This window comes from Rhizobium sp. 32-5/1 (genome assembly GCF_029537235.1).
Lineage (GTDB): Bacteria > Pseudomonadota > Alphaproteobacteria > Rhizobiales > Rhizobiaceae > Pararhizobium.
This window is the reverse complement of the sequence record NZ_CP120638.1, coordinates 3,756,444-3,783,331: the sequence shown is the minus strand read 5'-3', so window position 1 is coordinate 3,783,331 and position 26,888 is coordinate 3,756,444. Positions and strand designations below refer to the sequence as shown.

Here is a 26,888-nt window from a genome sequence, read left to right as displayed (position 1 = left end):
AGAATGCGTCGCGGCGGCGATCAGTTCGTCTTGTCGCGGAAAGTCTTGCGCTTCGGCTTGCCGGCGTCAGGACCAGCCTTGTCGAACTTCGGCTTGTCAAACGCCGGCTTGTCGAATGCGGGTTTTCCTGCCTTCTTGGCCCAGGGCTTGGTCTCGGTCTTTTCGCCGCCAAAGCCGCCGGTTGCCGGCTTTGCATCGAACTTGCGCTTCGGCTTGCCGTCAGCCTTCCAGTCCGGCTTCGGGCCGGCATTGGCGCTCTTGCCGGCATAGGGCTTGCGCGCCCCGCCGCCGAGGTCCGGGGTGCCATCGAGCTGGGTGACGGTGATGCCCTTTTCCAGCGCCCGCTTCGGACCGATCGCCGAAACGAAACGTTCGGCCCAGTCGGCGGCGATCTGGACGTAGGTTTCGTCCTGCTGCATCTTGATCGCGCCGATCTCCTGCTTGCTGATCTTGCCGATGCGGCACAGCATCGGGATCAGCCAGCGCGGCTCGGCGCTCTGCTTGCGGCCGGCCGAAAGCGAGAACCAGACGCTGTCGCCGAATTCTTCCCGCGGGCCACGGGCATCGTCGCGCGGCGGGAAACGATTGTCGGATGGCGTGAACGCCGGCGTGTCCATCAGGTCTTCAGGCGCAGAGCGGCCGACGCGATAAAGGCGCAAAAAGGCGGCAGCGACCTGCTCGGGGCCGTGACGTTGCAGCAGTTCGCGCACGAAATCCTGTTCCTCTTCGCGCAACGGCTCGGTAAAGGCAGGGTCTGCCAGGATCCGCTCGTCGTCGCGGCGCGTTACTTCGTCGGCAGACGGCGGCTTTGCCCAGGTCGCGGTGATCTTGGCATTCAGCAGCAGGCGTTCGGCCTTGCGCCGGGCGCTGTTCGGAACGATGAGCGCGCTGACGCCCTTCTGGCCGGCACGCCCGGTGCGCCCGCTGCGATGCAGCAGCGTTTCCGGATTGGTCGGCAGATCGGCATGGATGACGAGTTCGAGGCCTGGCAGATCGATGCCGCGGGCAGCGACGTCAGTTGCGATGCAGACGCGGGCGCGGCCATCACGCATGGCCTGCAGCGCATGGGTGCGCTCGTTCTGGCTGAGCTCGCCGGACATGGCGACAACGGAGAAGCCGCGATTGTTGAACCGGGCCGTCAGGTGGTTGACGGCGGCGCGCGTCGAGCAGAATACCAGCGCGTTCTTGGCCTCATAGAAGCGCAGGACGTTGATGATGGCGTTTTCGCGGTCAGCAGGCGCGACGGTCAGCGCCCGATATTCAATATCGACATGCTGCTTCTGCTCGGCCGAAGTCGAGACACGGACGGCGTTGCGCTGGTAGCTCTTGGCAAGGGCGGCGATCGACTTCGGCACGGTCGCCGAAAACATCAGCGTGCGGCGTTCGGACGGGGCGGCGTCCAGCAGGAATTCCAGGTCCTCGCGGAATCCCAGGTCCAGCATCTCGTCGGCTTCGTCCAGCACGACTGCGCGCAGCTGCGACATATCGAGCGCATTGCGGCGCACATGATCGCAGAGGCGACCGGGCGTCCCGACAACGATATGGGCGCCGCGATCAAGCGCGCGCCGCTCGTTGCGCATGTCCATGCCGCCGACGCAGGAGACGACGACCGCACCGGTCAACTCGTAAAGCCATTCCAGCTCACGCGTCACCTGAAGTGCCAGTTCGCGCGTCGGGGCAACGCAGAGCGCCAGCGGCGCACCGGCAGCCCCGAAGCGTTCGGCACCATCCAGCAGCGTCGGGGCAAGTGCCAGGCCGAATGCCACGGTCTTGCCCGATCCGGTCTGCGCCGAAACCAGCGCGTCGGCACCATCAAGCTCGGGAGCGATTACGGCTTTCTGCACCGGGGTCAGCTCGGAATAACCGCGTTTGGTCAACGCCTGGGCAATCGCCGGAACGATGCCTTCGAAATCTGTCATGTGTCTGTCTCTCGGAATTCTGGTTTCGTGCGCCCTATGGGAGTCAAGGTGGCGCAGGAAGCCGCGGCCCACACGTTGCGGGCCAATACATTGAGGCGGTACATACTGCCCCTCAGTGCAATTGTACAGGGGCTGCCCGCATGGCGGTTAACGCGCGCGTTATTTACCGGCGATGTGCACGGTGTAGGTGGTCAAAACAAATCGCCCGGGCCGCAATTTGCGTCCGGACGATGGTCGTGAATCAATATTCGGAAGCGATCAGCTTGCCAGACGCGGGCTTCTGACGACCTTGTTGAAAAGCGTCTTCATCGCCGCCTCGATACCCTCGGTCGGGCTGACCTCGAAGAACAAACCCGGCGATGCGCAAGACTGCATGCGCGCACTGATCTCCGACTGGAAGGGCTTGATCCAGCTATTGTACCAGCCGTTGTTCGGCAAAGGCAGATAAGTTGTGTAGAGCGCTGCGATCTTGATACCGCGATCCTTGAGCGCGGTGCAGTATTTCAGATCGATCGGCTCCTGGCAGCGGCTGCCATTCAGTTTTTTGTGCAACCCGTCGGCTTGTAGCTGTCGCCCACGCCGTCGGAGACGAAGAAGACGATCTTTTCCGGGGTGGCCGAACTGTTGCCGTTGCCCGGCGCGGTAATTTCCTCGCCGATTTTTGTCAGCACATTGTCGAAGCTTGTCTGCTGGTCATTGTTGTAGCCCTGGTATGGAATGCTCATCAGCTCGATCTTGTCCGTCGCCTTCTTGATTTTCTTGAGATTGTCGGTCAATTTTGCGACCTCCAAAAGCTTCACATCCATCGCGGTTTTGCCGAACGTGTAAGCGGCCATCCGGAACTGGTTGGAATAGCTCTGCGTCTTTTCCGCTTCCTCGGTCAGGGCAGCGACTGCCTGTGCGACGACGTCGATGCGGATCGTCGCGCCAACATTGCGGGCGACAAAGTAGTTGCTGGTCTTGTCCTCGACACCTTTGTCAGAAACGATATGGCAGGCGAAGGCACAGTTGCGCGAGCCGGAATCCGCAACGTTCTTTGTTGCGTCAATCAATTTTTCAACATCCGCTGGCGTAGCGCCCACACCCATTGAGGGTGTGTTGTCGAGCAGCATATAGAAGTCCATGAAGGACTGGGTTTGGTAGACGGCGACGGCCTTGCCCGAAACCTTGATACTCTTCTTGCCTATTGCCTGGAGAAGGCTGGTCTTGATCGACATTTCATAGGTCAGTTCCGCCCTCAGGTTCTTTCCGGTTTTCGTCACGGAGATCGTCACGTTCTTCTCGTTGATATCGGGCTCGGAACCTTTCTTCTGAGCCTGCTCATCGGGATCGTCCGTACTCTTGGAAATTTGAGCGTTGAAAAGGCTCAGTCCTTCCTCTTCGCTCAATTTGACGACGCCGTTGCCGGACATGTTGATCGCTTCGAGCATGCCCGCCGACTTTTCCGACAGCGCACCGACGACAGCCGCATCCGCGGCGTTCTGCAACTCGGAGCGCAACTGCATGGCACGGGTGAAATCAATAGCCATGCCCGCCATGCCAAGGATTGGAACGATAGCCACGGCAGCGAGAATGCCGAAATTGCCGGATTTGTCTTTCAGAAGTTTCTTCAGCATAAGCCTGATCATCCCCGAATCCATGGGAACCTTGCTGCGGACAGCAGGTTTTTCTTGAGGGACACATTAGCCGCGACGCAATAACCGCCGGTAAATTACGAGGGTTAACAAGGTGCGAATCCCCGAAACGGGGCAGCGGCATTCGCAATCTTCAAGCTATGGTTCTCAATTCGAAAAATCTGATTTGAGGAATTTAGACGATTCCATCGAGAAACTCCGCCATTTCTTGGCTGCTTTCCGTGTATGACCCGTCGCCTCGGCACACTCGCGAACACCTTGCGCGACCCTACTCCGATGAAGGTCACGCAGTGGAAAAGCGATGGAGAGGGGCTTGCCCGCAGCCTTGCCAGCAGACGATAGTGCATGGGGGCACATCATCTGCCAAGAGGACGGGACATGCGCAAACTGCCGGCACTTTCGGCGATGAAGGTGTTCGAGGTTGTTGGCCAGACCCGCAGCTTCACGCGCGCGGCCGACCGGCTGAACCTGACCCAGAGCGCGGTATCCCGCCAGGTGCGCAATCTGGAGGAGCAGCTCGGCGAACCGCTGCTCATCCGCCACCACCATCATCTGGAACTGACGCCTTCAGGCGCGGAATTGCTGGCGACGCTGCAGCAGGCCTTCCATACGGTCGAGCTCACCGTGCGCGGCATCATGGAGAAGGCAAACCGAAACCGGTTGCGCATCAACGTCCCGCCGACTTTTGCCAAGCGCTGGCTGATGCCGCGATTGGCGAGCCTGCGCGCTGCCCTGCCCGCGATAGAGATCAGCATCAGCACCGACCTTGAAGACAGCCTATCGGAGCGCGGGCTGCTCGATTGCGCCATTCGCTTCGGTAACGGCGAATGGCCCATGCTGAAATCGCGCCTCCTGATGACGGAACGACATATCGCCGTCTGCGCCGCCGGATTGCTGGACAGGACCCAGCCCGAAGAGCCGGTCGATCTCTCGCAATTCACCTTCTTGCATGTGCTGTCCTCCGGTGATCGTCGCTACCTCACTTGGCAACATTGGCTGGACGCTGCAAACTTAAGCGAAACGGATACGCGCGGCGGCCTGGAGTTCGACCTGCTCGATCTGGCCATAGAGGCTGCCTGCGATGGTCTGGGCGTTGCCGTCGTCGATCGTTTCATGGTTGGTCGCCAATTGGAGAGCGGACAACTCGTGCAGGTGCTCGACGTCGAGGTCGAGGGCCATGAATCCTACTGGCTGGTGACCCGCGCCGACCAGCCGGAAAGCGCCAATGTGCAAGCCTTCCGCCGCTGGCTCCTCGCCGAAGTCGCGGACGCGACCGGGCAACAGGCGATCACTGACGCCGCCCAGTGAAACATTCCCTTTTGGAATGCTTGGCCCGACAATAAGTCGCTTGCGAAGCACGACCCATCGCGTCCCTAATCGCCATCAGGTGAAGACCGCCGACCGAGCAAGGGCGAACTTCATCGGTTGAGGAGGCGACTGCACATGACCGACTATCGCAACTTCATCGGCGGCCGCTTTACCGAGAAGCCGGCTCTTTCCACGATCGATGTGTACAATCCGGCCACCGGCAAGGTTTTTGCAGCAGTTCCGGCAGCAGACGACGCCGATGTCCTGATGGCCGTCGATCTTGCGACCAAGGCGCAGAAATCGTGGCGAAAGCTGCCGGCAATCGAGCGCGGCAATGCCCTACGCAGGCTGGCTGATGCTATCGAACGCCGTGCTGGCGAGATCGGCGCGGCGCTTGCCCGCGAATCCGGCAAAAGCCTGTCGGACGCGACGTCGGAAGCCATCTACGGCGTCGAGCTGATGCGCTATCACGCCGAATGGGCGCGTCGCATCGAAGGCGAAGTGATCGAGAGCGATACGCCGGACGAGACGCTGATGCTCAAACGCGAGCCGATCGGCGTCGTCGCCTGCCTCATCCCCTTCAATTTCCCGATCTACACGCTGGTGCGGAAGATCGCACCGGCCCTGATAACAGGCAATGCCGTTGTCGTGCGCCCGAGCAACACGACGCCGACCTCCGCCTTTGCTTTCGCCGAAGCGGTATTGGAGGCCGGCCTGCCGGAAGGCCTCATCAGTATCATGACCATGACGCACGACACCGCGCGCGTCATGTGCACGGCACCCGCCGTCGGCATGATCACGCTGACCGGCAGCGTCGCCGCCGGCCAGATCGTGCTCGACTATTGCAAGACCAACATCGCCAAGCCTTCACTCGAACTCGGCGGCAAGACGCCTGTCATCGTCGAGCCGGATGCCGATCTTGATGTCGTTGCCCGCATGGTGCTCAATGCCAAGACCGCCCATTGCGGACAGGTCTGCACCTCGGTCGAACGGCTCTATGTCCATCGCTCCACGCATGACGCCGTCTTGGAAAAGCTGCGCGCGGGATTTTCCGCGCGCAGCTTCGCCGATCGCTCGGCAAACCCCGACAGCATGGGCCCGCTCGCAAACCTTGCCGCACGCGAGCGCATCCATGCCATGGTCGAACGCGCCGTGGCGGAAGGCGCCATCGTCCAAGCCGGCGGAACCATCCCCGATGGTGACGGCTATTTCTACCCGCCGACGCTTTTATCCGCCTGCCGCCACGATATGGAAATCGTCCGCGAAGAGGTGTTCGGACCGGTGCTGGCCGTCATCCCCTACGACACGTTTGACGAGGCGCTTGCGCTCGCCAGCGACCACCAGTTCGGCCTCGCCTCCGTGCTGTTCACCGAAAATTACCGCAAGGCCATGAGGGCGGCGAGCGAGATCGAGGCCGGCGAACTCTACATCAACCGTTTCCCGGCCGACCCCTATCAGGGTTACCATGCCGGCTGGAAAAATCCGGCCTCGGCGGCGACGACGGCAAACACGGCATGCTGGAATTTACGCAAACGCGCCTCGTCATTTTCAAACATTGACCTCCAGAACCATCGGAGACCACCATGAAGATCGTATCGCTCAAGACCTATGTCGTTGCCGTTCCGCCACCGCATGTCGGCGGCATGTACTGGATCTTCGTGGAGCTCGAAACGGCCTGCGGCATCAAGGGCGCCGGCGAAATCTACGCGACGTCCTTCCACCCGACGGCGCTCACGCCGCTGATCGATGACGTGTTCCAGCGCTACCTGCTCGACCATGACCCGCACCAGGTCGAACGCTTCTGGCGGGCCGCCTATTCGAGCGGCTTCACGCAACGCCCCGACCCGACGATGATCGGCATCGTCTCCGGCCTCGAAATCGCCTGTTGGGACATTATCGGCAAGGCGGCCGGCAGGCCGGTGGCCGACCTGATCGGCGGCCCCGTTCACGACAAGCTGCGCGCCTATACCTATCTCTACCCGAAGAATGCCGCCGGCGACTATGACTACGCCGATCCGGACCTCGCCGCCGAAGAAGCCATCCGCATGGTTGAGATGGGCTTTACCGCGCTCAAATTCGATCCCGCCGGCCCCTACACCAATTATTCCGGCCATCACCTCTCGCTCGGTGTCATGGCCCGCTGCGAAACCTTCTGCAAAAAGATCCGCGAAGCCGTCGGCGACAGCGCCGATATCCTGTTCGGCACCCATGGCCAGATGGTGCCGGCATCCGCAATCCGCCTTGCCAAACGCCTCGAAAAATATGATCCGCTCTGGTTCGAAGAACCGGTCCCTCCAGGACAGGAAGCGGCGATGGCGCAGGTGGCCCGCGCCACATCCATTCCTGTTTCCACAGGCGAGCGTTTGACGACCAAATACGAGTTCCAGCGCGTGCTGGAAACGGGTGCGGCATCGATCCTGCAGATGAACGTCGCCCGCGTCGGCGGCATTCTGGAAGCCAAGAAGATCGCCGGCATGGCGGAAGCCTTCTATGCCCAGATCGCGCCGCATCTCTACAACGGCCCGGTGGGTGCTGCCGCCAGCATCCAACTGTCCGCCGCCTCGCCCAACTTCCTGATCCATGAAGCGATCATGGATTTCGGCGGCTTTCACGGGCAGGTGCTGAAAAACAAACTGCAATTCGATGACGGCTACCTCATCCCGTCCCGCGAGCCCGGTCTCGGCATTGAACTCGACATGGACGTGATCGCGGCCAATTCGCCCTATACCGGCGATCGCCTGCACCTGCAGATGGCCTCCGAACACGCCGACGTCAAAGCGCTCGCGCCGGCCAGAGGCTGATGGCTGACAGGAACCGAACATGATCCACGATTTCGTCATCATCGGCGCGGGCTCGGCCGGCTGCATTCTGGCCAGCCGCCTCAGCGAAAGCGGCCGCTACAGCGTGCTTTTGCTCGAGGCGGGCGGCAGCGATGACGGCTTCTGGTTCAAGATCCCGGTCGGTTATGCCAAGAGCTATTACAATCCCGCGGTCAACTGGATGTATTCGACCGAGCCGGAAAAGGAATTGCTCAACCGTCGGATCTATGTGCCGCGCGGCAAGGTGCAGGGCGGCTCCGGCTCGATCAACGCCATGGTCTTCGTCCGCGGCGCCCGCGACGATTTCGACGACTGGAAAAAGCCGGCAACCCCGACTGGGGCGCCGACGACGTTCTGCCTTTTTCCGCAAGCTCGAAACCCACGCGAAAGGCGCTTCCGACTGGCATGGCGGCGACGGGCCGATCCACGTAACGCCGATGCGCGGCATGACGCATCCGGTGACAGATGCCTTTCTCGATGCCTGCCGCGAACTGCAGCTGCCGCTCAATCCGGATTTCAACGGCGCCGCGATCGAAGGCGCCGGCGTCTACGACATCAACACCCGCAGGGGCCAGCGCTCCCATTCCAGCGCCGAATATCTGCGCCCTGCGCTCAAACGGCCCAATCTCTTGATCGAGCGCAACGTCCATGCCGAGCGGCTGATCTTTGCGCAAGACGGTCGCGTCACCGGCGTCGAAGCCCGCCAGAACGGTGCGCTCAAGACCTTTTCCGCCCGCCGCGAGGTCATCGTCGCAACGGGTGCCGTCGGCACGCCAAAGCTCCTGCAGCTTTCCGGCCTTGGCGACGGGGCGGCCCTGTCGGCATTGGGCATTCAAACCCACCATCATCTGCCGGCCGTCGGAGCAAACCTGCAGGATCACCTCTGCGCCAGTTTCTATTACCGCGCCAACCGGCCGACGCTGAACGGCACATTTGCGAGCCTCTTCGGGCAAGGTGCGCTCGGCCTGCAATATCTCCTGACCCGCAAGGGCCCGTTCGCCATGAGCGTCAACCAAGCAGGCGGCTTCTTTCGCGGTCGGCCAGAGGAAGAGCGACCGAACATCCAGCTCTATTTCAACCCCTCTCCTATCGCATTCCCAACAACCCGAAGGCCGGGCTTTTGCCGGAGCCCTATCCGGGATTTCTCATTGCCTTCAATTCCTGCCGCCCGACGAGCCGCGGCCATGTCGCCATCGCCTCGAACGACCCGACCGATGCCCCCTTGATCCGGCCGAACTATCTTTCGACCGAACGCGATCTGGACGAGGTCATCCAGGGCAGCCGGCTGGTGCGGCGCATCGCCGGTGCGCCGGCGCTCGCAGCCGTCACGCAGGCCGAAATCTCCCCTCGCCCGCGATCGACAGTGACGCGGCCCTGATCGACTATTTCCGCGAAAACAGCGGTTCGATCTACCATCTCTGCGGCACCGCGATGATGGGCCCGGATGCAGCAACGTCTGTGGTCGATACTCGTCTGCGGGTTCATGGGCTGGAGGGCCTGCGCATAGTCGATGCCTCGATCTTCCCCAATGTCACCGCCGGCAACATCAACGCCCCGACGATGATGGTGGCCGAAAAAGGTGCGGCCATGATCCTTGAGGATGCCGGCTGAACGTATTCACGAAAACAAGTGCCTGCCGTCCAATTCACACTGGCAGGCAAAAACGGGAGAACGGCATGCGATACGGCTTTATCGGACTGGGACATCTCGGAGCCAATCTGGCAGGCAGCCTGCTGAAGGCCGGATTCGACCTCACCGTCAACGATGTCGATCGCGGCAAGGCCAGAGCGCTCATTGAATCTGGCGCCGGCTGGGCCGATACACCGGCTGCGCTCGCCGCAAGCGTCGATGCCGTCATCACCTGCCTGCCCTCGCCGTCTATTTCAGAAAAAGTGCTGGCCGGGCCAGACGGCATCCTTGAAGGATTGAAGCCGGGCGGCACCTGGATCGAGATGAGCACGCTCGACCAGGCCGACATCGAGCGTCTTGCGGCAATCGCCACCCAGAAAGGCGTCCGCATGATGGAAGCACCGGTGACCGGCGGGGTGCACAAGGCGGCATCGGGAGAAATCACCGTAATCGCCGGTGGCGACCGCGACCTGTTCGACTTGCACCTGCCGGCGCTTCAGGCGATGGGCGGCGAGATCTTCCATGCAGGGCCGCTCGGCAAGGCGGCGGTGATCAAGGTGATCACCAACATGCTGGCCTTCATCCACCTCATCGCGACAGGGGAAGCGCTGATGCTGGCCAAGCAGGGTGGCATCGACCTCACCGATGCCTTCAACATCATCAAGGCCAGTTCCGGCAACAGCTTCGTCCACGAGACGGAGGGCCAGGTGATCCTCAACGGCAGCTACAATATCAACTTCACCATGGACCTTGCGGTGAAGGACCTCGGCTTTGCCCTTGGCTTCGGCAAGGAATTCGGCGTGCCGCTCGATCTCGCCTCGCATGCGCTGCAGACCTTTATCCGCGCCCGCTCCACCTATGGCGGCGGTGCCTGGTCATCCCAGGTCGTCAAGCTCTTGGAAGACGCGGTCGGAACCGACCTGCGCGCGCCCGGCTTCCCCGCCGAACTCTGACGGCAGGGAACGCGGGGGCCCCGCTCAGGATGCAAAAGCGATATCGCCACCATCACGCCTGTTCAACGCGGCCAGGAGATCATCCTGCGTCTGGTGGCCGGAGAGAAAAGGTCGATGACCGCGCCGGCGGCGCTGACGCCCTCCTGGCTGCGAAGGCGAATGCTGCGTTCGGCGCACCAGGAGAAGAGCGCACCGGCCAGAGCATCGACGTCATCGAAACGGGATGTAGCGATCTGGGACATGAAACCTCCTGTAAAACTGGATATGCCCCAGATTGAGATGATCTCCCCGATTTTGCAAAGCCGAACGCCGGCGGAGGTTAATCACCAGATGCGCCCGTCCCGTTTCGATCCACAGCAACGGGTGAGGCGTGCCATTTCAGGACAATCGTGGCTTTTGCCCAGCCGAAATCATATCAAACTTTACAGCTGCACACTTCGTTGTACCCTAAAACCGACTGACGGCTCATCGACTACCAGCCTTGAACGAAAGGAAATTTGGTGGGCCCGGAGGGACTCGAACCCCCAACCAAGCGGTTATGAGCCGCCGGCTCTAACCATTGAGCTACAGGCCCGCGCCGGGCTTGCCCGGCAGATCGCGGTCCAATGGTCGACCGCGGAGCTTTCGTCTAAACGAAAACGGTTTTTCCCACAAGACATTGCCGCAATCCCTACACAATCAAAAGCCAAGAAGACGGCAGGGACAAAAGCAACCGGAGAGAACCCATCATGATCACCACACGTTTTCCTCGTCGTTTCACAAGCGCTGTTTTCGCCGCTACGCTGGCGGGTCTGGCGGCAACGCCGTCGCTTGCAGCCGAAACCGGTCCGCGCGAGGCGGTGATCGTCGTTTCCGGCGAGGGACATTCTGCTACAGCGCCGGATATGGCGATCCTCTCGTTCAGCGTCGTCAAGGACGCCAAGACGGCGCGCGAGGCGCTCGATGCCAACAACAGGGCGATGGCCGACGTGCTGGCTGCGCTCAAGACCGCCGGCATTGCCGAGCGCGATCTGCAGACCTCGGGCTTTGCCATCAACCCTCAATATGTCTATCCCGACAACAGCGATGGCGGCACCCGGCAGCCGGAACTGACCGGCTATCAGGTCGCCAATACGCTGACGATCCGGGTGCGCGATCTGGCCAAGCTCGGCGAGATCATCGACAGCTCCGTCACGCTCGGCGTCAACCAGGGCGGCAGCATCCAGTTTACCAACGACAAACCGGAGCCGGTCATCACCGAAGCCCGCAAGGCAGCCGTCGTCGATGCCGTCGCCAAGGCGAAAGTGCTGGCGGAAGCTGCCGGCGTTGCGATCGGTCGCATCGTCGAAATTTCCGAAAACTCCGGCCGTCCGGAACCATTGCCGATGATGCGCAGCATGGCGAAGGACGCCGGCGCGGAAGCTGTGCCGATCGCAACCGGTGAAAACAGCTACACCGTCTCGGTGAACGTCACCTTCGCGATCAAGCCGTAACGCGGCAGCTGAACCCGGAGATTGGCTTGCAAGGCCGTCCCGCAATCCTGCGGGGCGGCCTTTCGCATTTTGGAAGCGCAAAAAGCCCCCGCAGCTTCAGACTGCGAGGGGCTCGGGACTTTCCGCCGGCCGGGGGAGACAAGGCGGAAAGGATTGCGGGATCTAGCGGGCGATCGGCTTATCGACCGATGATGGGGCAACCGCGAACGTTGGCGAATACCACCGTGCGATACTCACCGCGGCGGCGGCCTTCAACGACGACGCGACGCGGACTGACATCGACGACCTGAGCCCGGCGCAGGCCGAAATCACGCGCTTTCTCCTGGGCAAGCCGCGGATCGCAGCGACCACGGCGTTCGCTCCGATCCCGGTCCGGACGGTGGCGGCGGTCCCGAGCCCAATCACGCTCGTCGCCACGACGCTCATTGTCGCCAATCTCGACATCGACGTTACCGCTGGAGTTCAAGCCGAAGGTCAGCGTTTCTGCCGATGCAGGGGCAGCCGTCGCGCCGATGCAGGAAAGCCCGATGAAGGCAATCGCCGCCAATTTCACAAAATTCTGTCTCATGGTCTCTCTCCAAAATCAGTTGGCTCAACAGCCGGGGTTCTCGTCCGGCAATCAGCTTGCGGGTCCTTCCCGAGCGACTGATCTGACACTAGAACAGCGCGGCTGAACGGAAACGGAATTATCCGTTCATCGGCCGTTCAGCACGACGGTATGTTTGTTTTACGCTAGCGGGAAAGCATCTGCTCGAAAACCCGGTAGTTTCGATAGTGACTGAGCCGTGTCACGGAACCATCCTCGAATTCGAAGACGAAGACGCTGGGGATAGAATAGGTCTGGTTGCTGGCTTGGGGAAACCGGCCATGCTTTCGCGATAGGTGCCGCGGGCGGTCACATCCACCGCCACCCGCTGGCCGAAGGCATCGTGCATCAGGACGATATCGCCGAAGGTTTCATCGAAATGCCTGAGATAGCTCATCACTGCGGTGCGCAGAGGGCCGGCACCAATCGTGCGCTGGCCGGTCATCGAATCGAGCGCCACGTCCTCGTCGAGAAACTGGCCGATTGTATCGAAGTCGCGCTCGTTTAGAGCCTGCATGAAACGGCTGGCGATCGTTTGGGCATCCGTCAAGGACTTGCCTCCCCAGGGCTGTTTGCAAAACACCGGTCAACGCCGATGCCAAATAACGCCAAACGACTGATCTTGTTCCAAAAATCCAGATAGACGTTTCGCGATCCATATTGCCTGTCCAAACCTGCACCGGCGCGGTTTGCTTGTCCAGTCGAAAGACGGAGAGGCCCCTGTGACATCAGGCAGACAGATGCAGGACAATCTCCCGCCGGTGCGGGCGCTGCCGATGTTCGAAGAGATAAAGCCCCTGCCATGTCCCGAGCGCCAGCCGCCCGGCTGTGACGGGGATGCCGATGGAGACGGCCGTCAGCGCCGCCTTGATATGTGCCGGCATGTCGTCCGGCCCCTCGGCGGTATGGATGATCCAACGCATCGAGGAGTCGTCGGACGGCGGCACGAGCCGGCTGAAAAAGGTATCAAGGTCACGACGGACATCCGGATCGGCATTTTCCTGAACCAGCAGAGAACAGGAGGTGTGCCGCACGAAGACCGTGAGAAGCCCCTGCCCCATGGCGGACTTGCGCAGAAAGGACGCGGCCTGCGCGGTGATTTCGTAGAGACCGGGGCCGTCGGTCTCCACGGTCAGGATTGTCTGCGGCATGAAATTTCCCGTTGCGATCGGCCGATCGATCCGGCCATTGACGTCAGAGTTCAAGGAAGCTTTCGAAGCCGCCATAGATCATCCGCTTGCCATCAAACGGCATGTCCCATTTCTCCAGCGCAAGCCGCGGGTCAGCCATGACCTTGGCGTTGATGGCATCGCGCTCTGTGCGGGAGGGATATGTGATCCAGGAAAAGACCACGACTTCGTCCTCCTTCGCAAGAACCGCACGGGGAAACGAGGTCAGTTCGCCATAGGGAACGTCGTCGGCGATGCACTCGACATAGGACAGCGCGCCATGTTCCTTCCAGACGGCCCCTGCGGTTTGCGCCATCTGCTTGTAGGCCTCGATATTGGCTTTCGGCACGGCCAGGACAAATCCATCGACATAGGTCATTTCAGTCTCCCTTAAGCATTCGTCGTTCTCTCATATATGACCGGCTCGAAACGGCCGTTCAAACCCTAAGGGTCGGATCATCCAGAAGAATGCGTCTTATTCAGGGAATGACGCCACGGTCTCGGGCCGCAAGGCTGCTGCTGATAGCCGCGATGAGCTCCCTGGCCTGGGCGAGACCCGCCTCGGCGTGGCTGCGTGTTGCATCGCCTTCCTCCGGTGTGCAAACTTCGTCATCGACCGGGTCGATGACCGGCCAGTGTTCATCGAGAGAAAGCAGGCTACGGGCGGCCCGTGGCGGACGGACCAGACAGAAATAATCCTCGTGGCACGGGATCCATTGCTGCACGAACTGTCCGAACCAGGCGTCATCCGCACGCGCCATGCAGAACGGCAGGAGCACATCGACATCCTTAAGCCCGCGAAACCAAGGCGGAACAACCGTACGCAGCTCTAGCTTTCCTTCACAGAATGCACCGCGCCTGCAACGGCGCAGGCGGCAAAAGGACGGCACCTCCATACGCGTTGTAGCTGCCCGGCACAGCACTTCGAAAAGCTCGGGATCAGGGGGCGATTTTTCGGGTGCACAAACCGGCATGATGTTCTCCCTTAACGGACATGATTTCGCGTTCACGCGGCCTATTCGCCCGTGTTGTGACATTTCTTCAAATGCCGGTTTTCGAGAAAACACGGCTGGTTCGGCCGGGGCACGACACATGCCTCAGGTAGAAGTAGTAAGGTGACACGCGCCGTGCCCCGTTTCGGTGTCTTTTGCCGCGCTTCTCAGGTTCTTCTGCGCTTTCGTCCTGTTAAGACGAAAGCCTCCAATGCCCCAGCCCGACATCGAATATGTCCGGAGGAGAACCGCCTTTCAGGCGGCCCCCGGTCTCAAGCGGGCGTTCCGCCGTCCCCCAGGGCACCGGTCTCGCCTCGCCGGCAACGCTCATCCGGTGTATCCGATGGCAGGACGAGGCCATTGTAGGCCAGGCGACAAGGGCGGGGATTTGCGGGGATGATATTTTTGAGGAAACGGTCGATTGGCCGGGGCTCTCGCCGGGAGAGGGCGGCTTTTGACGGCTTGGTCTTGGATCCTCGGGTCAGGCCCGAGGATGACGGAGGGGATGATAATTTGGCGAAAACAATTGGCTCTGCAGGGTGAGAGGCCCTTTTTCCACCCTTTCAGGTCGTCATCCTCGGGCTTGACCAGAGGATCCAGCCGCGAACCTTCCCCTCATGGCGCGCTCACTCCAGCGCCTGCAAGACCGTCTCCATCTCACCAAGAATGGGTCAGCCTGGTCCGTTGAGGTGTGTTTGCCAAATCTCTAAAACGAGTATCGGTGGCACGGGAAACGATGCGTCGTGAAACATACCCTGGAGAATACAATGTCGATCAAACTCAGAGCCTGCCTTTCCCTTCTCGTTCTTGCCGGAGCGATGCTGCCGTCCACCAGCCCGGCCTTCGCCTGGGGCTGCATCGCCGTTTCGGAAGAAGGAAGTTATGGATACAGCTACAGCTATGACAGCGAAAGCGGCGCCACGGACAAGGCGCTGAACGAATGCGCCAAGCACACAACGACGGAATCAACCTGCGAAATTACGGAATGCGACGAAGACAGCTGATCACGTCCCCGGATGAGGTCGCTGATTTCAGGGATCTCATCCGGCATCCGTCACGTTCAGGAATTCGGAAACTTTCGGCTCCGCCACTGGCTTTTCGGAACTTCTTTCCCGACATCGACGCCGAAGGACTGGACCCGCATGGCGTCATCGTCCACCTCGCAGCGGAACGCGAAATCGTACCAGCGATTTTTGACGCGAAAAGCAGCCTTTGGCACGGTGAGTTCGTTTCCCTTGGCCAGTTCGTAGGAAGGCACGAGGTCCGGATTGTAGGATGGTGAGCCATTTTTCAGCTGGGCGTAGAGCTCGCTGGTGCAGAGGCGGGCGACACGTTGGCCGCGGGACAGGTTTCCCATCGCCGCGCGCGCGACCGGGTCGTCATTGGCCTTTTCCGAAAACAGCTTTTTTGCCTCGGGGATGTCAACCGCCGCCGTTTCCGTTTCGGGGTCGGGCTCCGGCTCGATAGCATCGGAGGTTTCCAGTTCTGTCTCGGTCACGCTCGGCAAGGGATCGACGGCATTGGCCGTGTCGGTCTCGGACACGGCCGTCGGTGTCTCGATGTCCGGCTTGTTATCGAGCTTGGCCGTTTCTGCGGGTTTGATTGCCTGCTCCTTGGATGGAGTGGCCTCGTCCGGCGGGGGCTTGGCAGCTTGACGCGCGGCGTTGCCGTCATCCGTATCCTTGGCGCCTGTATCCTTCTCGCCAAACTCGAAGACCGGGCGCAAAACCGGGATCGGGGCTTTCACGGTCTGCTGCTCGGTCGCTGGCTGCTCCTGTTGCGCGGCAGGTGGCTGCGCCTGCTGCTGTTCCTCTGCGGGCGGCGGCTCTTCTTTCTTCGCCTCTCCCTCCTTCGCCGTCTCTTCCGGCACAGGCTTCTCGACCTCTTCGGGTGGCGGCGGCACGATTTCGACGCTGATGCTTTCTTCTTCTGGCGGCGTGAGATCCGGCATCGGCAGTTGGACCAACAGGACGGCACCCAGGACAAGATGGAGCGCAACCGAGACGATCGTGCCCAAGCTCAGCCACTGCCAGTAACGGTTTGCATCCTGCTGCATCATTGCCTTTATGCCCGCCATCTTGAAGTTGCGGGTTGGCGGAGTTTAAAATCCTATCTGCACTTCGGCCCGCACGACCAGAATATCAAGGGCGATACCGTTTATTTGAACGCCAGAGTACCGCTGGAGCTCATGGAAAATCCTCTGGCCGCGGCGGCAGCGCCGCAAGATGAGCGAGATCGCGCGTCAACATCAAGAGGGTACCTGCCCCAGAAGCCGTAGCCGAGGTCACCCCTGAACAGAAACGCCGGGCATTGAGCCCGGCGTTCTTTTGCAACGATGTAGTTCGATCAGCTGTCGAGGAAGGACCGGAGTTTGCGGCTGCGGCTCGGATGCTTGAGCTTGCGCAGCGCCTTGGCCTCGATCTGACGGATGCGTTCGCGCGTAACCGAGAACTGCTGGCCGACTTCTTCCAGCGTGTGATCGGTGTTCATGCCGATGCCGAAGCGCATGCGCAGCACGCGTTCTTCGCGCGGCGTGAGCGAGGCGAGAACGCGGGTCGTCGTTTCGCGCAGGTTCGCCTGGATGGCGGCGTCGATCGGCAGGAGCGCGTTCTTGTCCTCGATGAAATCGCCGAGATGGCTATCCTCTTCGTCACCGACCGGGGTTTCGAGCGAGATCGGCTCCTTGGCGATCTTCAGGACCTTGCGGACCTTTTCGAGCGGCATGGCAAGCTTTTCAGCCAGTTCTTCCGGCGTCGGCTCGCGGCCGATCTCGTGCAGCATCTGGCGCGAGGTACGTACGATCTTGTTGATCGTTTCGATCATGTGCACCGGGATGCGGATCGTGCGGGCCTGGTCGGCGATCGAGCGGGTGATCGCCTGACGGATCCACCAGGTCGCATAGGTCGAGAACTTGTAGCCGCGGCGATATTCGAACTTGTCGACCGCCTTCATCAGGCCGATGTTGCCTTCCTGGATCAGGTCGAGGAACTGCAGACCGCGATTGGTGTATTTCTTGGCGATAGAGATGACGAGACGCAGGTTCGCTTCGACCATTTCCTTCTTGGCGATGCGAGCTTCGCGCTCACCCTTCTGGACCATATGCACGATGCGGCGAAACTCGGAGATCGAGATGCCGGTTTCGGTCGCCAGGTTCTGGATCTCGGCGCGGATATCGCGAATCATCGTGTTTTCGCTGCGGGCGAATTCCTTCCAGCCGCGGGCGGACAGATTGCCGATCGACTTCATCCAGTTCGGATCGAGTTCGGCGCCGGAATACTGCTCCAGGAACGAGTCACGTTTGACGCCGTAGGATTCGGCCAGGCGCAGCAGTCGGCCCTCATTCTGCACGAGGCGCTTGTTGATGTCGTAGAGCTGCTCCACGAGGCTATCGACGCGGTTCTGGTTGAGCGACAGCGACTTCACCGCCGTGATCAGCTCGTCCTTCAGCTCCTTGTAGCGACGCTCCTGCGCAGGCGACAGCGTCCCGGTCGCGGCAAGGCGTGCCTCGACCTGCTGGTCCTGCAGCTTGCGCAGCTTCTTGTAGGTCTCGGCGATCGTGTCGAGCGTTTCCATGACCTGCGGACGCAGTTCCGCTTCCATGGCGGCGAGCGAGAGGTTCGATTCGTCGTCGTCCTCTTCCTCTTCCTCCGACGGCAGGCCTTCGCCGCCGACATTGGTCACGTCGTCGTCATTGGCAGCACGCGGCCGGCGGTTCTTTTCCTTCTCTTCGGCGGCCTTGCGGTCGGCCTCGATCTTTTCCGGGCTCTGGAACTGCGGCGCAGCCTTGGCCTCGGGACCGGAATAGGTGGTTTCGAGATCGATGATCTCGCGCAGAAGCGTGTTGCCTTCGTTGAGTTCGTCACGCCAGATGATGATGGCCTGGAAGGTCAGCGGGCTCTCACAGAGACCGGCGATCATGGTCTCGCGGCCGGCCTCGATGCGCTTGGCAATGGCGATTTCGCCCTCGCGCGACAGAAGCTCCACCGAGCCCATTTCGCGCAGGTACATGCGCACCGGGTCATCGGTGCGGTCGGTCGGTTCTTTCTTCTTGGCGGTCGCCAGCGCCGTGCCGCTCGAAGGAGCAAGTTCGCCGCCTTCGCTCTCGCCGTCGGCATCATTGTCTTCTTCTTCCGCAGCGGCCGTGCCCTCGTCGGCTTCCTCGTCCTCGACGACATTGATGCCCATTTCGCTGAGCATGGCCATGATGTCCTCGATCCGGTCAGGGTCGACCTGATCGGAGGGAAGCACTTCATTCAGTTCGTCCATGGTGACATAGCCGCGCTTCTTGGCGGCCTTGATCATTTTCTTGACGGCATCATCCGAGAGATCGAGAAGCGGGCCATCGGGAGCACCTTCGCGTTCAGCTTCTGCTTCATCGTTCTCTTTGACTTTGGTTGCCATGTATCGTCGCTTTCCTTGGACAGCATAAACGTGTGAGCGGTACAAACCCTTCTCAAGGGCTCGGACGTGTTAAACACGCCGCCGCGAATCATTACCCCTGACGTAACGGGATGAACTTTAATTCCTGATTAACCACGACACCCGCCGTGGCTGCAGGCCAACTGCAACAGCAGCGCCCGTCAGACATCATAGAAATGATGATCGTATCCGCCGTACCCATTTCACCTTCTATATATAGAAATGGTGATTCCCACAATTTTCGGTCACGTCAAGCGTTTCCGATGAAAAACCGTTGAATTCGGCAAAAAACACTGCGACGAGCAGCTTACTGCCAAACCCAGTGCTGCTGAGATGTAGGGATTGCTTGGCAAAAGACAAGGGTATTGAATGGTTTTGGGTGCCTTGCAGGACCCGTATTGCCCCCACTCACATCCAGTCCATGACCACCTTTCCGGAATTGCCCGAGCGCATCGCTTCGAATCCATCACGGAACTCGCCGATGCCGATGCGGTGGGTGATGACCTGGGAAAGGTCGAGCCCGCCCTGGACGAAGGCGATCATCTTGTACCAGGTCTCGAACATCTCGCGGCCATAGATGCCCTTGAGCGTCAACATCTTGAAGATGACCTTGTTCCAGTCGATCCCAAAACCTTCGGGCGCGATGCCGAGAATGGCGATCTTGCCGCCGTTGTTCATCGTATCGATCATCGACCGAAAGGCAGGCGGGGCGCCGGACATTTCAAGCCCGACGTCAAACCCTTCGGTCATGCCGATTTCGCGCATCACCTCTTTCAGGTCCTGGTTGGCCGCATCGACGACATGATCGATACCGACATTCTTCGCCAGTTCCAGCCGCACCGGATTGATGTCGGTGATGACAACCTTGCGAGCGCCGGAGCGTTTCGCCACCATCGCACCCATGATGCCGATCGGCCCGGCGCCGGTGACCAGCACGTCCTCGCCGACCAGATCGAAGGACAGCGCCGTGTGCACGGCATTGCCGAACGGATCGAAGATGGCGGCGATCTCGTCGGGCACGTCGTCCGGGATCGGCACAACGTTGGCCTCGGGGATGCAGACGAATTCGCCGAACGAACCCGGCCGGTTGACGCCGACGCCCAGCGTGTTGCGGCAGAGATGGCCCCGGCCCGCCCGGCAGTTGCGGCACTTGCCGCAGACGATATGCCCCTCACCCGACACCCGGTCGCCGACATGATATTTGGTGACCGCCGAGCCGATCTGCGCAATCTCGCCGCAGAATTCGTGGCCGACGACCATTGGCACAGGAATGGTTTTTGCGCCCATTGATCCCAGTTCCAGATGTGGACGTCGGTGCCGCAGATGGCGGACTTCTTCACCCGGATGAGCACGTCACTCGGGCCGGGTTCCGGCACCGGGACGTGTTCCATCCAGAGGCCCACTTCAGGTTTTGCTTTAACGAGCGCGCGCATCATGTTCGACATGACAAAGCCTCCGTAACGGATTCAAAAGATTCTCAGATAATGCCGAGTTCCCGCCCGACCTCTTCAAACACCGCAATCGCCCGCTCGACATCCGCGGTCGAATGCGAAGCAGACATCTGGGTGCGGATGCGGGCCTGGCCCTTGGGCACGACGGGGAAGGCGAAGCCGACGACGTAGACGCCTTTTTCGAGCATGCGCGCCGCCATTTCCTGAGCCAACGTCGCCTCGCCGAGCATGACGGGAATGATCGGGTGCCCCTCGCCGGCCAGCGTGAAGCCGAGCTTGCTCATCTCATTACGAAACAGCGTGGCGTTGGCGCCGAGTTTCTCGCGCAGCGCGTCGCCGTTCTCGATCAGGTCGAAGACCTTGAGCGAGGCGCTAGCGATGACCGGGGCCAGCGTGTTGGAAAACAGATAGGGCCGCGAGCGCTGGCGCAGCCAGTCGACGACTTCCACCCTGCCCGAGGTATAGCCGCCGGACGCGCCGCCGAGCGCCTTGCCGAGAGTGCCGGTGATGATATCCACCCTGCCCTCGACACCGCAATATTCAGCCGAGCCGCGACCGTTTTTGCCGACGAACCCAACGGCATGGCTGTCGTCGACCATGACCATGGCGCCATACTTTTCCGCCAGATCGCAGACGCCCTGGAGATTGGCGATGATGCCGTCCATGGAGAAGACGCCGTCGGTGGCGATCAGTTTGAAGCGCGCGCCTTCAGCCTTTTTCAGTTCCTCTTCCAGCGCCGCCATGTCGTTGTTGGCATAGCGGAACCGCTTGGCTTTCGACAGCCGCACGCCGTCAATGATCGAGGCATGGTTCAGCGCATCGGAGATGATCGCATCTTCTTCGTTCAGAAGCGTCTCGAACAACCCGCCATTGGCATCGAAGCAGGAGGAATAGAGGATCGTATCTTCCAGTCCGAGAAAGGACGAAATGCGCGCTTCGAGCTGCTTGTGCTCCTCCTGCGTGCCGCAGATGAAACGCACCGAGGCCATGCCGTAGCCGTAGCGATCCAGCGCCTGTTTGCCGGCCTCGGTGAGTTCAGCATTGTCGGCAAGGCCGAGATAGTTGTTGGCGCAGAAATTCAGCACCCGCGCGCCGGAGGCGACGTCAATAGTGCCGGCCTGTTTGGAGGTGATCACACGCTCGGTCTTGTAGAGGCCAGCGGTCTTCAGTCCTTCGAGTTCGGATCTGAGGTGCGAGATGAAGGCAGATGTCATGACGAATGGTCACTTTCCGAGGATAGACTGTGTGTGCTGTTGGAGGAAAGATCTAGCACGATCAACGGCGTCCTGTCGCTGGTGGCGACGGCAGGACGCGACGCGGGCACGATAGAATCCACCGCTTCATCTACTGGCAAGCGACACTGTATGCCGCCAGCCGGAAACAGGCGCGATCAGCGCGCGGCATACCCCGCAATCAATCCCTCGAAATCCTCCATCGGCGGAAACTTGGGATAGCTGTGTTCGGCGCCCGTCTCAGCAAAAGCCAGCTTTTCGGAGGTGAAGGTTTCGATGAAGGGGCTGTACCAGCTGGTATCGTCAAGCATGGTCGGGCGGATGTTTACGAAAAATCCATGCCCTGCGGGCGCGTGAACATCCAGGTCATGCAGTCCGGGCAGAAGTGATGCCCGGCATCCGGGCTCTTGCCGGAAAGAACAGGCGTTCCCGCGATGACTTCGAAACCTTCGCTCGGGATCGCCGCACTCAGCGAATAGGCGCTGCCCGACATGCGCTGGCAGCCGGTGCAATGGCAGGCCATGGTCACGAGTGGCGGTGCGCTGATCCTCAGGCGGACATTGCCGCAACGGCATGCGCCTTCGAGCGGCAGGTTCAGGCTGGTCATGGTGTTTCTCCCAGTTTGTTATCTCAGGCGTGCTGGCGGATCACCGCCAAAAACACATCGCCATATTTCTCAAGTTTCGACTGGCCGACGCCGGAAATGCCGAGAAGGTCGGTGCGGCTCATCGGGCGTTCGGTTGCGAAAGCGATCAACGTCGTATCGGGAAACACGACATAGGGTGGCACGGACAGGCCCTTGGCGATGGTCATGCGGGCGTTGCGCAGCGCCTCGAACAGCTCGCCGTCTCGCTCCGAGAGGTTGGATTTTGCGCTTGAGGGGCTCCACGGGCAGACTTAGCTTTGCCTGTCGTCGGGCGATCCTTGCGAAACAGGATCTGCCGCTGCCGCTTGAACACGGCACTGGCGTCCTCCGTCAGCTTCAGCGCACCAAAGGCTGTCTGATCCACATGGACGAGACCCGCGGCGAGCAACTGCCGGAAGACGGACTGCCAGGTTTTTGCCGGCACATCCTTGCCGACGCCGAAGACCGGCATGTCGACATGGCCGAAGCGCTGGGTTTTTTCGTTCTCGACGCCCATCAGCACATCGACCACGTGGCCGGTGCCGAAACGCTCGCCGGTGCGATAGACAGCGGCCAGCGCCTTGATCGCGGCCTCCGTTCCATCCCAGGTTTCAACAGGTGTATTGCAGGTATCGCAATTGCCGCACCCGCCGCCGTGGGCCTCGCCGAAATGCTTGAGGATCGCCTGGCGTCGGCAGCCGGCGGTTTCGCAGATGGCGAGCAGCGCGTTCAGCTTCGACCGCTCGACCCGCTTGATCTCGTCGGAGGCCTGCCCCTCGTCGATCATGCGCGAACGCTGGATGACGTCGGCCATGCCATAGGCCATCCAGACTTCAGACGGCAGCCCGTCACGCCCGGCACGACCGGTCTCCTGATAATAGGCCTCGACCGAGCCCGGCAGATCGAGATGCGCGACATAACGCACGTTCGGCTTGTCGATGCCCATGCCGAAGGCGACGGTTGCCACCAGGCACAGGTCTTCCTCCTTCAGGAACGCATCCTGATTGGCGTCCCGCACGGCCCTGTCCATGCCGGCATGATAGGGCAGCGCACGCACGCCCTGTTTCTCCAGCCATTCGGCCGTATCCTCGACCTTGGCGCGCGACAGGCAATAGACGATGCCGCTCGACCCCTTGTGGCGCGACAGGAACCGCAGGAGCTGCTGGCGCGGCTGGTCGCGTTCGACGATTTCATAGGCGATGTTCGGCCGGTCGAAACTGGTGGTGAACACCTGACCGCCGCGCAGGCCGAGCCGATCGATGATGTCTTCCCGCGTGTGCGGATCGGCGGTCGCCGTCAGCGCGATGCGCGGCACGCCGGGATAGCGCTCACCCAATTGCCCGAGTTCGCGATATTCCGGGCGGAAATCATGTCCCCACTGGGAAACACAATGGGCTTCGTCGATTGCAAACAGGGCAATCCTGGCATCGCCCAGCATGTCGTGGAAGCCGGGCGTCAGGATGCGTTCAGGCGTGACATAGAGAAGATCGAGCTCGCCTGCGGACAGCGCCCGACGCACTGCCATCGCCTCATCGCGCGTCTGGGACGAATTGAGGGCTGCGGCCCGAACCCCGACCTGCTTCAGCGCCTCGACCTGATCGCGCATCAGGGCAATCAGCGGCGAAACGACGATGCCGACGCCGGGGCGGCAGAGCGCCGGGATCTGGAAACACAGCGACTTGCCCGCACCGGTCGGAAACAGCACCACGGCATCGCCGCCGGCCACGACATGATCGACCACCGCCTGCTGCTTTCCCCGGAAGGCGGAAAAGCCATAAATCGTCTTGAGGACATCGAGCGGATTTGCAGCGGCCTTGGAACCGGCAAAAAGCGGATCGGTCGATCTGGGGGTGGGTTGGCTTGGCTGGGAACGACTTGACTGGGACATGAAGACTTTCTCGTGCAGGTCCCGACTATGGCACGATTCCGCGACCGAGCGCGATGCGGCATTGATGGCGGCTGTGCATAACCCCGCGCGATGTGACGCAACGTCATTCCGGTGAGTCATGCAGCAACGCACGCCAAGCGGATTGGCAATGCTTCTCTCTTCAACGCAACAAGGCCCCGGAATTACCGGAGCCTCGTTTCAGAAAATTCGTCAATGCTTACTTAAAATTCGTCAATGCTTACTTAACGTAGACGACCTTGCCGCCGCTGGCCGCCGTCTGGATGCCGACGACATTTTCAAGCTGGACATTCTTCTTGACGAGAATGTCCATCAGGGCCGGATCTGCCTGGATTTCCGTCTGTGCGCTGGCGATCGTTTCCGGTGAAGGGTTCTTGTAGGTTTCCGAAACCTCGGTCTGGCCGTCGTCGGGCTGCGGCTCGGAAACCACGATCACGCTAACCATGTCCTCTGTCAACGGTGCTGCCATGGTCGTGGTGGAACTGGTCGTCTGCGCATAGGCAAAGCCGGTCAGGGACGTTGCCGACAGGGCGGCGGCCAGAGCGAATGTAAGGGCCTTTTTCATGATGTCTTCTCCTCGTGAATTCCGTGTGGCGATACCGGCTGGGCTGAAACCCATTCGTTCGACACCCTGCTAACGGGTGGATTCGTTAATGGTTCCGGGAGACATCACGTCTGGCCGGCAGCGATTGCACGAATAATCGCGCAGGATTGAAGATGGTTTTCTCGAAAGAAGGGGGCACGTCTCTACTTCCCCGCCGGCCCCTTGATCCGGCCGGAGAGTACGCCGAAGCCATCGATGATGGCCTCCTGGTTTTCCATGCGCACCACTTCGAGCTGAACCTCCTGGAGACTGCGCAGAACCTGTGACACGGTTTCGCCATCGCCTTCCTCGGTCGCATAGGCCAGCTCGTTTTCCAGCTCGCGTCGTTGCCAAAGCAGGGCCTTGGTGCGCTTGTGCAGCGCCATCGCCTGGCGATAGCCTTCGAGCGCGTCTTCGGGTGCGGCGGCTGCGGTGGCGGTCCAGAGCCGTGCAAAGCGGATCTGCTGGTCCAGCGCTTTCAGCAAGGCGCCAAACCCCTCCGCCTCCAGCATTTCGATCAGCGCCTCACGCGTCAGGCGGGGACCGGCGGCGGCCGCTGCGTTCAGCACCGCCGACCAGAACTTCTGCATGTCGCGGTTTTCGTAGTCGATGGCCGAAACCTCGTCATACTCCTCGAACAGCAGTTGCGGATGGTTGACGATCGTCAGCGCCAGCACGCTTTCGCGCAGCGGCGGCAGGGTCTGGTTGCCGCTGACCATGGAGGACCGTGCCAGCCGATCGGATATGGCGCCGGTTCCGGCCCGCTGCGCAGGCTGGCCGCCCCTGCCCGCTTGGCCGCCGCGTCCGGCATTCTGTCGTGGATTGCGCTCGAAACTGCCGCGCTGGCCGGATTGTTGACGAGACGGCCCCTGGAAGAACGCATTCAGCCGGTCGCGCACGTCCTGACCATAGTGGCGGCGAACATTTTCGTCGGCAATCACGGCGGTTATCTGCTTCAGCCGTGCTTCGAGTTCGGCGCGTTTTTCCGGCGTATCGAAGCCACCACCCTGGACTTCGCGGGTCCAGAGCATTTCTGAAAGCGAGCGGGCATTGGCCAGAACCTTGTCGAAGGGCGCACGGCCCTCATGCTTCACCAGATCGTCCGGGTCCTTGCCGTCAGGCAACATGGCAAAACGCACGGAGAAACCGGGCTTGAGGTGCGGCAGGGCAAGATCGACCGCGCGATTGGCCGCACGGATACCGGCGCCGTCGCCATCGAAGCAGAGCACCGGCTGCGAGGTCAGTTTCCAGAGCAGCGCCAGCTGGTTGTCGGTGAGCGCCGTGCCAAGCGGGGCCACCGCATTTTCGATGCCGGCCTGGTGCAGCGCAATCACGTCCATATAGCCTTCGACGGCAATGATCGTGCCGGCTCCGTCTGCGCCGGACATCGCCCGCCGTGCACGCGCAAAATTGTAGAGCACATTGCCCTTATGGAAGAGTTCCGTCTCATTCGAATTCAAATACTTGGCCGGCGCATCCGCGGACATGGCCCGGCCGCCGAAGGCAATGACCTTTTCCCGTGACGACAGGATCGGAAACATGATGCGGTCGCGGAAACGATCATAGGACACCGGGATTTCCGGGCCGTGGACGACAAGCCCGCAGGCTTCGATCTGCTCCTTGGGAACGCCCTTGCCGGCCAGATGCTCCTTCAGGGCATTGCGGCCTTCCGGCGCAAAGCCCAGCCGAAAAGTCTCGATCGTGCGTCCCGTCAATCCGCGGTCGCGCAGGTAGGCCCGCGCCTTGGCGCCGTTTGCCGTCTGCAACTGATCCTGAAAAAACTGCGTTGCCATTTCCATGACATCCTGCAGGCTGGTGCGGTCCTTGTCGCGCTTTTCCGCCTCGGGATCGGGCTGCGGCATGGCGACGCCGGCAAGATCGGCGATCTGCTGCACGGCTTCGGGAAAATTCATCCCGTCCAGCTCAGTCAGGAAACGGAAATGGTCGCCGGAGACACCACAGCCGAAGCAATGATACCGCCCCTTGCGATCCTCGCAGTGAAAACTCGGCGACTTTTCGCCGTGGAAGGGGCAGCAGGCCCAGTAGTCGCCCTTGGAGGCATTGGTCTTCTTCCGGTCCCAGCTGACGCGTTTGCCGATCACGTCCGAAATCGGAACGCGGTCGCGAATCTCGTCAAGAAAGGTCGGTGAAAAGCGCATCTCATCCTCAGGGGTTGGCCCTTGCTATAGAT

The 26,888-nt window shown here is 61.0% G+C and carries 17 protein-coding genes, 1 tRNA gene and 8 pseudogenes; 9 read left to right on the top strand and 17 right to left on the bottom strand.

Annotated features, from left to right (window positions below):
- Window positions 1-20 precede the first annotated feature (20 nt).
- Together P6U16_RS19020 and P6U16_RS19015 are read right to left on the bottom strand one after the other, a co-directional pair.
- A complete protein-coding gene (locus P6U16_RS19020) occupies window positions 21-1,919 on the bottom strand; it encodes a DEAD/DEAH box helicase (protein ID WP_277701794.1) in 1,899 nt (632 codons plus the stop codon).
- Between the two features lie 258 nt (window positions 1,920-2,177).
- Window positions 2,178-3,535: pseudogene (locus tag P6U16_RS19015) on the bottom strand (Tad domain-containing protein).
- A 396-nt stretch (window positions 3,536-3,931) separates the two neighbouring features.
- Between P6U16_RS19015 and P6U16_RS19010 the strand changes: the two are divergent.
- The 7 genes and pseudogenes from P6U16_RS19010 (at window position 3,932) to P6U16_RS18980 (ending at window position 10,262) form a co-directional block, all read left to right on the top strand.
- Window positions 3,932-4,861 carry a LysR substrate-binding domain-containing protein gene (locus tag P6U16_RS19010; protein ID WP_277701793.1) on the top strand — a complete coding sequence of 310 codons (930 nt, stop codon included), beginning with the start codon at window positions 3,932-3,934 and terminating at the stop codon, window positions 4,859-4,861.
- A 135-nt stretch (window positions 4,862-4,996) separates the two neighbouring features.
- Window positions 4,997-6,448 (top strand): aldehyde dehydrogenase family protein, encoded by a 1,452-nt coding sequence (locus tag P6U16_RS19005; protein ID WP_277701792.1) that lies wholly within the window; start codon window positions 4,997-4,999, stop codon window positions 6,446-6,448.
- The gene (locus tag P6U16_RS19000) at window positions 6,445-7,662 is read left to right on the top strand and encodes a mandelate racemase/muconate lactonizing enzyme family protein (protein ID WP_277701791.1); all 1,218 of its coding nucleotides are present in this window, start codon (window positions 6,445-6,447) and stop codon (window positions 7,660-7,662) included. Before P6U16_RS19005 ends, P6U16_RS19000 begins: the two co-directional genes overlap by 4 nt.
- A 19-nt stretch (window positions 7,663-7,681) precedes the next feature.
- Window positions 7,682-7,948: pseudogene (locus tag P6U16_RS18995) on the top strand (NAD(P)-binding protein); the annotation flags it as partial.
- Complete coding sequence (locus P6U16_RS18990; protein ID WP_277701790.1) at window positions 7,908-8,906, top strand: GMC family oxidoreductase N-terminal domain-containing protein; 999 nt, start codon at window positions 7,908-7,910, stop codon at window positions 8,904-8,906. The pseudogene P6U16_RS18995 and the gene P6U16_RS18990, both read left to right, overlap by 41 nt.
- Window positions 8,801-9,244: pseudogene (locus tag P6U16_RS18985) on the top strand (GMC oxidoreductase). Before P6U16_RS18990 ends, P6U16_RS18985 begins: the two are co-directional and overlap by 106 nt.
- A 112-nt stretch (window positions 9,245-9,356) precedes the next feature.
- Window positions 9,357-10,262: an NAD(P)-dependent oxidoreductase gene (locus tag P6U16_RS18980; RefSeq protein ID WP_277701789.1), complete on the top strand. Its 906-nt coding sequence runs from the start codon at window positions 9,357-9,359 to the stop codon at window positions 10,260-10,262.
- A gap of 24 nt (window positions 10,263-10,286) precedes the next feature.
- Here the strand turns inward: P6U16_RS18980 and P6U16_RS18975 are convergent.
- Together P6U16_RS18975 and P6U16_RS18970 are read right to left on the bottom strand one after the other, a co-directional pair.
- Window positions 10,287-10,504 (bottom strand): annotated as a pseudogene (locus P6U16_RS18975) (hypothetical protein).
- 256 nt (window positions 10,505-10,760) lie between these two features.
- A tRNA-Ile gene (locus tag P6U16_RS18970) sits at window positions 10,761-10,836 on the bottom strand.
- A 154-nt stretch (window positions 10,837-10,990) separates the two neighbouring features.
- Here P6U16_RS18970 and P6U16_RS18965 point away from each other — a divergent pair.
- Window positions 10,991-11,734: an SIMPL domain-containing protein gene (locus P6U16_RS18965; RefSeq protein ID WP_277701788.1), complete on the top strand. Its 744-nt coding sequence runs from the start codon at window positions 10,991-10,993 to the stop codon at window positions 11,732-11,734.
- A gap of 178 nt (window positions 11,735-11,912) precedes the next feature.
- Here the strand turns inward: P6U16_RS18965 and P6U16_RS18960 are convergent, their stop codons facing one another.
- The 5 genes and pseudogenes from P6U16_RS18960 to P6U16_RS18940 all read right to left on the bottom strand — a co-directional run bounded on the left by P6U16_RS18960 (window position 11,913) and on the right by P6U16_RS18940 (window position 14,463).
- A complete protein-coding gene (locus P6U16_RS18960) occupies window positions 11,913-12,302 on the bottom strand; it encodes a hypothetical protein (protein ID WP_277701787.1) in 390 nt (129 codons plus the stop codon).
- A 164-nt stretch (window positions 12,303-12,466) separates the two neighbouring features.
- A pseudogene (locus P6U16_RS18955) lies at window positions 12,467-12,870 on the bottom strand (ketosteroid isomerase-related protein).
- A 178-nt stretch (window positions 12,871-13,048) separates the two neighbouring features.
- Entirely contained in the window at window positions 13,049-13,471 is a 423-nt protein-coding gene (locus P6U16_RS18950; protein ID WP_277701785.1) for a secondary thiamine-phosphate synthase enzyme YjbQ, read from the bottom strand.
- A 43-nt stretch (window positions 13,472-13,514) separates the two neighbouring features.
- The gene (locus P6U16_RS18945; protein WP_277701784.1) at window positions 13,515-13,868 is read right to left on the bottom strand and encodes a DUF1428 family protein; all 354 of its coding nucleotides are present in this window, start codon (window positions 13,866-13,868) and stop codon (window positions 13,515-13,517) included.
- A 100-nt stretch (window positions 13,869-13,968) separates the two neighbouring features.
- Window positions 13,969-14,463 (bottom strand): hypothetical protein, encoded by a 495-nt coding sequence (locus P6U16_RS18940; RefSeq protein WP_277701783.1) that lies wholly within the window; start codon window positions 14,461-14,463, stop codon window positions 13,969-13,971.
- 785 nt (window positions 14,464-15,248) lie between these two features.
- On the opposite strand from P6U16_RS18940, the gene P6U16_RS18935 reads away from it, so the two are divergent.
- Entirely contained in the window at window positions 15,249-15,485 is a 237-nt protein-coding gene (locus tag P6U16_RS18935) for a DUF4189 domain-containing protein (RefSeq protein ID WP_277701782.1), read from the top strand.
- A 56-nt stretch (window positions 15,486-15,541) separates the two neighbouring features.
- Here P6U16_RS18935 and P6U16_RS18930 read toward each other — a convergent pair whose 3' ends face one another.
- The 8 genes and pseudogenes from P6U16_RS18930 to dnaG all read right to left on the bottom strand — a co-directional run bounded on the left by P6U16_RS18930 (window position 15,542) and on the right by dnaG (window position 26,856).
- Entirely contained in the window at window positions 15,542-16,540 is a 999-nt protein-coding gene (locus tag P6U16_RS18930) for a DUF930 domain-containing protein (RefSeq protein WP_277701781.1), read from the bottom strand.
- A 287-nt stretch (window positions 16,541-16,827) separates the two neighbouring features.
- On the bottom strand, window positions 16,828-18,882 hold the full coding sequence (rpoD, locus tag P6U16_RS18925; protein WP_277701780.1) for an RNA polymerase sigma factor RpoD: 2,055 nt from the start codon (window positions 18,880-18,882) through the stop codon (window positions 16,828-16,830).
- A gap of 426 nt (window positions 18,883-19,308) precedes the next feature.
- Window positions 19,309-20,345 (bottom strand): annotated as a pseudogene (gene tdh, locus P6U16_RS18920) (L-threonine 3-dehydrogenase).
- Between the two features lie 32 nt (window positions 20,346-20,377).
- Window positions 20,378-21,565: a glycine C-acetyltransferase gene (locus P6U16_RS18915; protein ID WP_277701779.1), complete on the bottom strand. Its 1,188-nt coding sequence runs from the start codon at window positions 21,563-21,565 to the stop codon at window positions 20,378-20,380.
- Between the two features lie 176 nt (window positions 21,566-21,741).
- Window positions 21,742-22,190, bottom strand: a pseudogene (locus P6U16_RS18910) (GFA family protein).
- Between the two features lie 23 nt (window positions 22,191-22,213).
- Window positions 22,214-24,096, bottom strand: a pseudogene (gene recQ, locus P6U16_RS18905) (DNA helicase RecQ).
- Between the two features lie 238 nt (window positions 24,097-24,334).
- Window positions 24,335-24,679, bottom strand: coding sequence for a hypothetical protein (locus P6U16_RS18900; protein ID WP_277701778.1), 345 nt, complete (start codon window positions 24,677-24,679; stop codon window positions 24,335-24,337).
- 182 nt (window positions 24,680-24,861) lie between these two features.
- Complete coding sequence (gene dnaG, locus P6U16_RS18895) at window positions 24,862-26,856, bottom strand: DNA primase (RefSeq protein WP_277701777.1); 1,995 nt, start codon at window positions 26,854-26,856, stop codon at window positions 24,862-24,864.
- Window positions 26,857-26,888: the final 32 nt, after the last annotated feature.